Genomic DNA, 9,618 nt, shown 5'->3' with positions numbered 1-9,618 from the left:
GTTTTTTTTAGTTACTGCAATTGGGCGAATTATGACTCAGTTGCAGTATTGGCTTTCTTCGGTGGACGGCCACGTGGGCGACGCGGACGGGCAGGAGATTTCTCTGCTTTTTCCGCTTCTGTTTCCACTGTTTCTGCTTTTGCTTCAGCTGCATTTTCAGCGGCTGATGCTTTCCCTTCAGCGGCAGCAACTGGTGCTTTAGCTGTAACAGGTGCATTTTCAGGCTGTTCTGTAGCTTCTGGCTCAGTTTGAGCTGCTGTTACTGCAGTCTCAGGTTGATCAGCAACTAAAGGTTTAACAGGCTCGTCAGTTCTTAGAACTTCAATCGTCTCGGCTTGTTGTGCTGCCACAGCCTGAGCTTCAGCAGCGGGTTCAGTCGGTTTTCCTTCCGGTTGAGCTGCCTGTTTTGCTTGTACAAGTGCTTGTTCTGCAGCAAGTTTTGCTAGACGACGACGCTCACGTGGATCATTAGCTACACGCTTTTCTGACACAGGTTTTGGTGGATTCAGATCCAGTACCGGAGCAGGTTCTGGTTCAGGCTGAGCCTTGTTCACTTCTACATCACGCGTTACCGGTTTTTTCTCGGTGGCCACTGCTACAACAACAGTTTCATTGTATTGCTGCGTGAACTTGTCCAGTGCACGGTTGAAGGTCGCCATCAGGCCGAACTGCTCAATCAGTACTGAACAGTCTTCACCGTACACATGACGGATCAGGCTGCCTACGGTGTACTGACCAAGTGTCGGTACTTGTGAAGGACGAAGCTGAGCGGCCTGAGCCTGCTGACCTTGTGCAGCACGACGGTCACGACGACGTTGACGTGGGTCATTGCTGGCACGAGACTTTTCAGCTTTCGGCGTTACCTGTTCAAGCGCTGCTGCTGGAGCAGGGGCTTCAGTCAGATCAACCGCTTCAGTTTTCTCTTCCAGTTCTGCTGCCATCGTTGCTACGGCTGGTGCCTTTTCAGGTGCAGTTTCTTCAGTCGGAGTAGCAACTACAGATGCGGTACCGTTCAGCGCTACGATTTCACTTTGGCCTTGATCGACATTCACCATCATAGCCGTTGGTGTAACGTCCTGACGCGGTGCATCAATCAGCTCTACGCGTACTTGACGTTCATTAGCTGCTGGAGCTTCAGCTTGAACAGGTGCTTGTGGAGCAGCCGGTTGCTCATTCAGTACGCTTTGATCGCGGTGACGATTTGGGCGTTCTGGACGTTGCTGGTTGCGACGGTCACGACGTGGTACAGCATTTTGCTGTTCAGCTTGAGCATCCTGGTTGTGCTCTTGCTGATGGCGCGGGTTCTTACGCTTTTGCTCACGCTGTTCTTGACGCTGTTCCTGGCGAGACAACTGAACCACTTCTTCATGCACTTGTTGTGGTGCATTGTCATGTTGTTGTGGCTCGCGTTGCTCTTTGTGCTTGTTGTTGCGTTGTTTTTTATGGCTGCGTTGTGATTTTTCTTCACGTTCAGCCTTTTCAGCCTGATCACGCTCTGGCTTATGTGCCACAGTTGATGGCGCAAGGTAAGCATTGCTACTTGGTGTAGCAGCTGGTTGTGGGACGTGCTGCGGCGCCTGCTGTGCAGCAGGTGATGTAACCTGGCCGAACTGACCACGGCTGACTGCGCCGTTATTTACCAGCTGTTCAATCGCAGCAGCTGCATTATTGGCAGTGCGAGATTGATCTACAGTTGCAGCCTGCTTTTGTACAAACAGGTTTTCTAACCAAGCACATGGGCTGGCAGCAGGTGCAGCAACCTGGGCAGGTGCCTGTTGGGCAACCGGCGCTTGCTGTGCAGTCTGGTTCTGATTTTGCTGGTTTTGATGTTGATTATTACGGCGTTTATTGTTTCTGCCATTGTTTTGTTGCTGAGCAGGCGCTGGTGCAGCTGCATGCGTATGTTGTTCTTCTTCTAAATGCCACTCAGAAGACTCATAACCCAGTTCTTTTTCACTTGAACGTGTTGCTTCAGTGCGTTCATAGCTAGTTGGTGCGAAACCTTCAGGATTATAAGAAATCTCGTAATGCGGCGTTTCCAGGTGCGGGTGCGGCAATACAGTCACACGTGTACTTGAAGTCTGTTCTAAGTAAACCAGGCTGTGACGCTTTTCATTCAATAAGAATGCAGCGATTTCAACCGGTACTTCAACCTGAACTTCACCATGACGTTCACGCAGAGCAATTTCTTCCACTTTACGCATGATTGAAAGTGATAAAGAACGCAGGTCACGCACCATACCTGTGCCATGACAGCGTGGGCAGACATAACCAGTGGCTTCTTCAAGCGAAGGACGTAAGCGTTGACGACTCATTTCCATCAGGCCAAAACGTGACAATTGACCAAACTGGATACGTGCGCGGTCACTTTGGGTTGCTTCACGCAGTTTTGCTTCAACCATGCGCTGGTTGCGGTCTTTGGTCATATCGATAAAGTCGATCACGACTAAGCCACCAATATCACGTAAACGTAACTGGCGTGCAATTTCTTCAGCAGCTTCAAGGTTGGTATTTAACGCGGTATCTTCAACATCCTGACCACGAGTCGATTTTGCCGAGTTGATGTCGATCGATACCAATGCTTCAGTTTGGTCAATCACGATTGAGCCACCTGAAGGAAGTTTTACTTCGCGTTCATAAGCCGTTTGGATCTGGCTTTCGATACCAAAATGCGCAAACAAAGGCTCATTTAAAGTATAGGTTTTGAGCTTGTCTAATTGACGTGGCATGACCGCTTTTACGAAGTTGTATGCTTCGTTATAGGCTTGTTCAGAGTCAATCAGAATTTCAGCAACGTCATCACGTAAATAATCACGGATGGCACGTGTCACCACGCCAGCTTCTTGATGAACCAGCATCGGCGATGGGCCTGAGTTTGCTGTGCTTTGAATTTGAGCCCAAAGGTCTAACAAGTGCTGTAAGTCGAGTTGCAATTCTTCTTGTGAACGACCGATCCCGGCAGTACGCACAATCACGCTCATGCCGCGAGGTACATTTAAAGACGCCAGCATCTCTTTCAGTTCTTCACGGACTGAACCCGAAATCTGACGGCTGATCCCCCCACCTTTCGGATTGTTTGGCATCAATACCAGATAACGACCAGCAAGAGAAATGAAAGTAGAAAGGGCAGCACCTTTATTGCCACGTTCTTCTTTTTCTACCTGAACCAGAAGCTCGGTGCCTTCAGTGATCAGTTCGCGGATATTCGAAGTTTGGCGAGGATCTGCTTTGTAGTAAGTATTGGCAATTTCACGCATCGACAAGAAACCTTGACGACCCGCACCGTATTCAACAAATACAGCTTCTAAAGAAGGTTCTACGCGAGTCACGTGACCTTTATAGATATTAGATTTCTTTTGTTCACGGGTACGATTCTCTAAATCGAAATCGTAAAGACGCTGACCAGTGACAAGTGCAACGCGAATCTCTTCGGCATGTGTTGCATTAATCAACATACGTTTCATGGGTGTAACACCTTATAGTGATACACAGCAAAAAATCGCTATACACGTAGCGAACATCACACATCACGGATCAATGGCTCAAATCTGCAATGAATTTCATTGTGGTTTGAGTCTTTTATTCCCAGCGTCTATTTTGATATAGATCAGCTTTGGTTTTGATTCACGTATTGATGATGGCAATACGGCTTCAATCTTTAAACGATTAAAGTCACCTGAACGCTTCACTGGCGGACGAGCGGTGCATTGGATGTGAGTAACTTTCACTGTCACATTGCTCGAAGATCATCCCTTCTTTATAGATAGAGTGTCTTGATACGGAATTATCGTCGTACCTTTACAAACTGTGCAGATCCAATGCATCAAACGCTGTTGCCTGAAGTCGTCTTCAGGGTGCGACTAATCTGATGTGTATCAGTTTACGTTTAAAAGCCAACTAGGTTGGCGACATATTTTTTCAGACAAACTGATTTATGTACCTGAAGTACAATTAAACGCAACAGTTTGCTTTTTTGCCGATATAATAAGCCTTCGGCGTCGGCATAATTCTTTTGGGACCTTCCCGTATTATGTGAGGGTTTAATTGAATGATCATGTACAGAAATAAATCTGTCATGCACCAACTTTTACTCACAAACGATGGTTTCCGTGCGCTGACTATATCAAACCTTGAATCATCTGCCTATGGGCTAAGCTTATGTTTCTTGTGTAAAGCATAGCCTAAGTGGTCATTTATTAATCAATTTCAATCAATTTTTAGGTCATAGTAACTGTATGAATTCTACGCAACAATGGCAAAACGTCACGTGGTTTGAGGTGGATGAGCACCAAGATGGACAGCGAATCGATAATTTCCTGTTTAGCCGTCTAAAAGGTGTACCAAAAAGCCGCATCTATCGTTTGATTCGTGAAGGCCAGGTTCGCGTCAATAAAAAACGAATTAAGGCAGAAACTAAACTGGCCATTGGTGATCAAATCCGTGTGGCACCAATACGTTATGAACAAAAAGATGAATCTGCTGCACCGGTTTCTGACAAGGTCGCTCAAGGTCTGTTGGCACGTGTAATCTATGAAGATGAAGGCTTGATGGTTGTCAATAAACCTTCCGGGATTGCGGTACATGGCGGTAGCGGTGTGGCCTATGGCCTGATCGAAGGTCTGCGTGCTGCAACGGGTAAAAAATACTTGGAGCTGATTCATCGTATTGACCGTGATACATCCGGTCTGGTGATGATCTCGAAAAAACGTAGTGTGCTTAAAACCCTGCAAGATTTATTACGTGAGCATAAAATTAAAAAAACTTATGCGGCAGTCGTGAAAGGGCAAGTAAGTCTGGATAAGCAACTTATTGATGCACCTTTACACCGTTATGAGCTGTCTAATGGTGAACGTCGTGTCCGTGTTTCTAAAGAAGGTAAGGATTCGAAAACTCAGTGGAATGTAGCAGAACGCTTCATGCATGCAACGCTGGTCTATGCATCGCCATTGTCAGGTCGTACCCATCAGATTCGTGTACATGGTTTAAGCATTGGTCATCCGCTGGTGGGTGATGAAAAGTATGGTCATGAGACGGAGTATCGTGGGCCAAAACCACGCCGTTTATGTTTGCATGCCATGCGTCTGGAGATTCCGGGTTATCCGACCATTGAGGCACCTTTACCTGAAGATATGCAGAGTCTGGTTGCACAGCTTCGCGCGCAAAAGGCGGATAAGGTAGTCACACCTGCGGAAGATGATGAGTAAGTTAAACTTCTTATGTCTCTTTATTTATGACGATTTAGAGGCTAGGTTTCTCATCTAAATAGATGACAGGCGACATGGATGTCGCCGTTACTCTGTGGCATAGGGAAATGCCATCAGAGTAACAAAGGATTTTTGCTACTTTTCATCCTTGAAAAGTAGATAATACCTATGCGAAAAGTAGCTGCTTATTGAAGTCAATTGTGGTGATGAATTAATTTAATACGTCTCTCCCTTGTGCAGCAGTGCTGCTCTTCTCCTGATAGGAGAGGACTCTAAAAGCTGAATCAAATCTAGGAAATCTTTATGAACTCACCTGTAAAACTGGTCATTTTTGATTGGGATGGCACTTTGTTTGATTCAGTTGCTCAAATTGTGGCTAGCCTGCAGTTTGCCGCGCAGCAATTTAATCAACCGCTGACCAATGCTGATGCCAAAAGCATTATCGGTTTAGGTCTGCCGGAAGTCGCACAACGATTATTCCCAGCTGTGCCAGAATTGCATGCGGATATTTTGCAGGCTTATTCAGAACATTATGTAGCGAACTCTGTTGAGGATGCCTGGTTTGAAGGTGTATCTGAGATGCTATACGCATTAAAAGATCAAGGGATTAAACTGGCTGTCGCTACAGGTAAAAGCCGTAAAGGGTTGGACCGTGTATTAAAGCAGACCAATAGTCTGGAATTATTTCATGCGACTCGTGCTGCCAGTGAAACTCGTTCTAAGCCTCACCCATTAATGTTAGAGGAAATTCTAGCAGAAACTGGTGTACATGCCCATGAAGCGATTATGGTGGGGGATACCTCTTATGACCTGGAAATGGCGCTGAATATTGTCATGCCAAGTGTAGGCGTAAGTTATGGTGTGCATACGTCAGAGACTTTAGCGAATTTTAATCCGCTGTCGATTGTGAATGATGTCAGCAGCTTACATGAGTTTTTATTGGCTAAAGTCCAATGGAAGGAAGCGATTTAATTCAGTATGCTGGGTTTTATCAAATGACAGACAATTTATACAGTTTAAATGTCTGTCATTGAATTAAATTCGCGCATTTAATCTAATCTTTTAGTCTAAAGCTGCAAACTTGATCAATTTGAACGACCAAAATTGTTGAGAATTTCACTCGGTATTTTTCTATTAAAATTAATCAAATTATTGTTTTATATGAATTAACATAAGAAATATTTATAGCTATTAGCTATAGCGAAAAATAAAATAACTATTGGCATTCATTCATTAATTTTCCGATTCTTAGACTGTTTATTTTTATGCTCTTTTCAGTATCCGCCACTTTTCCAAATTGCAGAACGTTTTTTGCTTTTGGTCTGGCTCTATTCTGGATTCCAGCATAAACCTCATTTTTGCAGTTTAAGGAAACATTGATGTCGAATTCTGCTGTCGTTGAATCAGTTGCTCAAGCACTCCGTAGCGCTGAATTATCACAAACTGCGATTGCACCGATTCGCCCGGAACTTGGCGGTGAAAGTGCTGACGTAGATATCGCCTATGCCGTTCAGGAAGTGAATACCGAGCGTGCTTTGTCTGAAGGTCGCCGTCTGGTGGGTCGTAAAATTGGTTTGACGTCTAAAGTCGTTCAAGCGCAACTGGGTGTAGATCAGCCGGATTTCGGTATGTTATTTGCCGACATGGCCTATGGCGATGGTGAAGCAATTCCAGCTGGCTTTCTGATTCAGCCGAAAGTTGAAGCAGAAATCGCATTGGTGATTAACCAGGATTTAACCAAAGAAAAACACACGTATGCAGACATTATCAGCGCAACTGATTATGCACTGCCTGCAATTGAAGTGGTCGATAGCCGTATCGAAAACTGGAAAATCAGTTTAATCGACACCGTTGCAGATAACGCATCTTCAGCGGCTTTTGTATTGGGTTCACGTCCTGTGAAACTCGACAACCTTGATCTTGTAAATTGCAAAATGACCATGACTCGCGCAGGTGAAGTGGTGTCTCAAGGCGTAGGTAAAGCATGTCTTGCAAACCCGTTGAATGCCGCAGTTTGGTTGGCTGACGAAATGGTACGTCGTGGCCGTCCATTGCTTGCAGGTGACATCATTTTGACTGGTGCGCTTGGTCCAATGGTTGTCGCAAATGCAGGCGACGAATTTGTCATTGAAATTGAAGGCTTTGGTTCAGTAACAGCTGCTTTCGCTGCTGAATAATCGAATATTGAGAGTACATTCATGAAAAAGATTAAATGTGCAATGATCGGTCCAGGTAATATTGGTACGGATTTGCTTTACAAGTTACAACGCAGCGAATGGTTAGAGCCAGTATGGATGGTGGGTATTGACCCAACTTCTGAAGGTCTTGCGCGTGCAGCGAAAATGGGTTTAAAAACTACTGCTGAAGGTGTTGATGGTCTTCTTCCTCACGTTCTTGAAGATGACATCAAAATTGCATTCGATGCAACGTCTGCTTATGTACACGCTGAAAACAGCCGCAAGTTAAATGAACTTGGTGTGCTCATGATTGACTTGACGCCTGCTGCGATTGGTCCATTCTGCGTACCACCAGTAAACCTTGAAGCATTGCTTGCGGCTGGCGAAGTGCCAAACGTCAACATGGTGACTTGTGGTGGTCAGGCAACCATTCCAATGGTTGCTGCGGTTTCTCGTGTTCAACCGGTTGAATATGGTGAAATCATTGCAACTGTATCGACTAAATCTGTTGGTCCAGGTACACGTAAAAACATTGATGAATTTACCCGTACCACTGCTGGCGCAATTGAGAAAGTTGGTGGTGCGAAACAAGGTAAAGCGATCATCATCATTAACCCGGCTGAGCCACCACTGATGATGCGTGACACTGTTCACTGCTTAGTTGAAGGTGAACCAGATCAAGCAGCGATCACTGAATCAGTACACGCAATGATTAAAGAGGTTCAAAAATATGTACCAGGTTACAAATTAGTAAACGGTCCTATTTTTGACGGTAACCGTGTTTCTATCTTCCTGGAAGTAGAAGGTCTTGGTGACTTCTTACCTAAATATGCAGGTAACTTAGACATTATGACAGCAGCAGCTGCACGTACCGCAGAAATGTTCGCTGAACACGTATTCAACAAAGAAGAAGCTTAAGGAGCAACCACATGTCTAAGATTATTGTTCATGATATGACTTTGCGTGATGGTATGCACCCACAGCGCCATCAAACCACTGTTGAGCAAATGATTGCCATTTCAACCGCACTTGATGATGCAGGCGTACCTTTAATTGAAGTAACGCATGGTGACGGCCTGGGTGGTTCATCAGTGAACTACGGTTTTGCTGCTGCAACTGACGAAGAATACCTATCTGCTGTTGTGCCACGTATGAAGAATGCAAAAATTTCTGCATTGCTTTTACCAGGTATCGGTACGGTTGACCATTTGAAAATGGCACATGAAATTGGTGTATCTACCATTCGTGTGGCGACGCATTGTACTGAAGCGGACTGTTCTGAACAGCACATCACCGCTGCACGTAAATTAGAAATGGATACAGTGGGCTTCTTGATGTTAGCTCACATGGCTTCACCTGAAAAATTGCTTGAAGAAGCAAACAAGATGGTGTCTTACGGTGCAAACTGTATTTATGTGACTGACTCTGCGGGTTACATGCTTCCTCAAGATGTGATCGACCGCGTAGGTCACTTACGTCAACACTTGGATCCAAGCATCGAGCTAGGTTTCCACGGTCACCATAACTTAGGTATGGGTGTATCGAATACGGTTGCTGCTGTTCAAGCAGGTGCGCTACGTGTAGACTTGGCTTCTGCTGGTCTTGGTGCTGGTGCGGGTAACACACCACTTGAGCTGTTTATTGCTGTAGCTAACCGTATGGGTATGGACACTGGCGTTGACTTGTTCAAAGTACAAGATGTTGCTGAAGACCTTGTGATTCCAATGATGCACAACCCAATTCGTGCAGACCGTGATGCGGCTACTTTAGGTTATGCGGGTGTTTACTCTTCATTCCTGTTGTTCGCGAAACGTGCTGAAGCGAAATATGGCGTATCTGCGCGTGAAATCCTGATGGAACTTGGTCGCCGTGGTACGGTGGGTGGTCAGGAAGACATGATCGAAGATTTGGCATTAACCATGTCTAAAGCGCGCGAGTTACAAGCTTAATTGTTAAAACGCAAGTTTTAAAAAAAGCGTCCGAAAGGGCGCTTTTTTATTTTTAAATTTAAAAATATTTAAGTAACACAATTAAAAATAAATTTAGAAATAACTTATGTATGCTGTCATGCATAAATATTTGAACTGCGAAATAAATCCCCTGAATTAAATAGCTATCATATTTTTTATAAATACAACTTATAGTTTTTGGGTATTATAAAAAGCCTTAAACGTAAAAACGATTAAAAAATAGATTTTAAAGAGTTTATATATTAGATCTCTTTCATAAATCAAAAA

Annotated in this window: 6 protein-coding genes; 5 read left to right on the top strand and 1 reads right to left on the bottom strand. The window is 44.7% G+C overall.

The window, feature by feature from the left end; translation table 11 throughout:
- Positions 1 to 29: 29 nt before the first annotated feature.
- Positions 30 to 3,464: an Rne/Rng family ribonuclease gene (locus HADU_RS08870; protein ID WP_008305496.1), complete on the bottom strand. Its 3,435-nt coding sequence runs from the start codon at positions 3,462 to 3,464 to the stop codon at positions 30 to 32.
- Between the two features lie 771 nt (positions 3,465 to 4,235).
- Between HADU_RS08870 and HADU_RS08865 the strand changes: the two genes are divergently transcribed.
- The 5 genes from HADU_RS08865 (at position 4,236) to dmpG (ending at position 9,330) form a co-directional block, all read left to right on the top strand.
- Positions 4,236 to 5,204, top strand: coding sequence for an RluA family pseudouridine synthase (locus HADU_RS08865; RefSeq protein WP_008305495.1), 969 nt, complete (start codon positions 4,236 to 4,238; stop codon positions 5,202 to 5,204).
- Positions 5,205 to 5,507: 303 nt separating this feature from the next.
- Positions 5,508 to 6,176, top strand: coding sequence for an HAD-IA family hydrolase (locus tag HADU_RS08860; RefSeq protein WP_008305492.1), 669 nt, complete (start codon positions 5,508 to 5,510; stop codon positions 6,174 to 6,176).
- A 407-nt stretch (positions 6,177 to 6,583) separates the two neighbouring features.
- The gene (mhpD, locus tag HADU_RS08855; RefSeq protein WP_008305490.1) at positions 6,584 to 7,381 is read left to right on the top strand and encodes a 2-keto-4-pentenoate hydratase; all 798 of its coding nucleotides are present in this window, start codon (positions 6,584 to 6,586) and stop codon (positions 7,379 to 7,381) included.
- A gap of 21 nt (positions 7,382 to 7,402) precedes the next feature.
- Positions 7,403 to 8,299 carry an acetaldehyde dehydrogenase (acetylating) gene (locus tag HADU_RS08850; RefSeq protein WP_004729408.1) on the top strand — a complete coding sequence of 299 codons (897 nt, stop codon included), beginning with the start codon at positions 7,403 to 7,405 and terminating at the stop codon, positions 8,297 to 8,299.
- An 11-nt stretch (positions 8,300 to 8,310) separates the two neighbouring features.
- Complete coding sequence (gene dmpG, locus HADU_RS08845; RefSeq protein ID WP_008305485.1) at positions 8,311 to 9,330, top strand: 4-hydroxy-2-oxovalerate aldolase; 1,020 nt, start codon at positions 8,311 to 8,313, stop codon at positions 9,328 to 9,330.
- Positions 9,331 to 9,618: the final 288 nt, after the last annotated feature.

It is taken from the genome of Acinetobacter sp. HA, assembly GCF_000264725.1.
Taxonomy (GTDB): domain Bacteria; phylum Pseudomonadota; class Gammaproteobacteria; order Pseudomonadales; family Moraxellaceae; genus Acinetobacter; species Acinetobacter schindleri.
The sequence above is the reverse complement of the archived record's forward strand: the minus strand, read 5'-3'. Positions and strand labels throughout refer to the sequence as shown.

Bases quoted from the DNA above. Each gene is read 5' to 3' on its own strand.
- HADU_RS08870 (WP_008305496.1), bottom strand. From the start codon at position 3,464: ATGAAACGTATGTTGATTAATGCAACACATGCCGAAGAGATTCGCGTT.
- HADU_RS08865 (WP_008305495.1), top strand. From the start codon at position 4,236: ATGAATTCTACGCAACAATGGCAAAACGTCACGTGGTTTGAGGTGGAT.
- HADU_RS08860 (WP_008305492.1), top strand. From the start codon at position 5,508: ATGAACTCACCTGTAAAACTGGTCATTTTTGATTGGGATGGCACTTTG.
- mhpD (WP_008305490.1), top strand. From the start codon at position 6,584: ATGTCGAATTCTGCTGTCGTTGAATCAGTTGCTCAAGCACTCCGTAGC.
- HADU_RS08850 (WP_004729408.1), top strand. From the start codon at position 7,403: ATGAAAAAGATTAAATGTGCAATGATCGGTCCAGGTAATATTGGTACG.
- dmpG (WP_008305485.1), top strand. From the start codon at position 8,311: ATGTCTAAGATTATTGTTCATGATATGACTTTGCGTGATGGTATGCAC.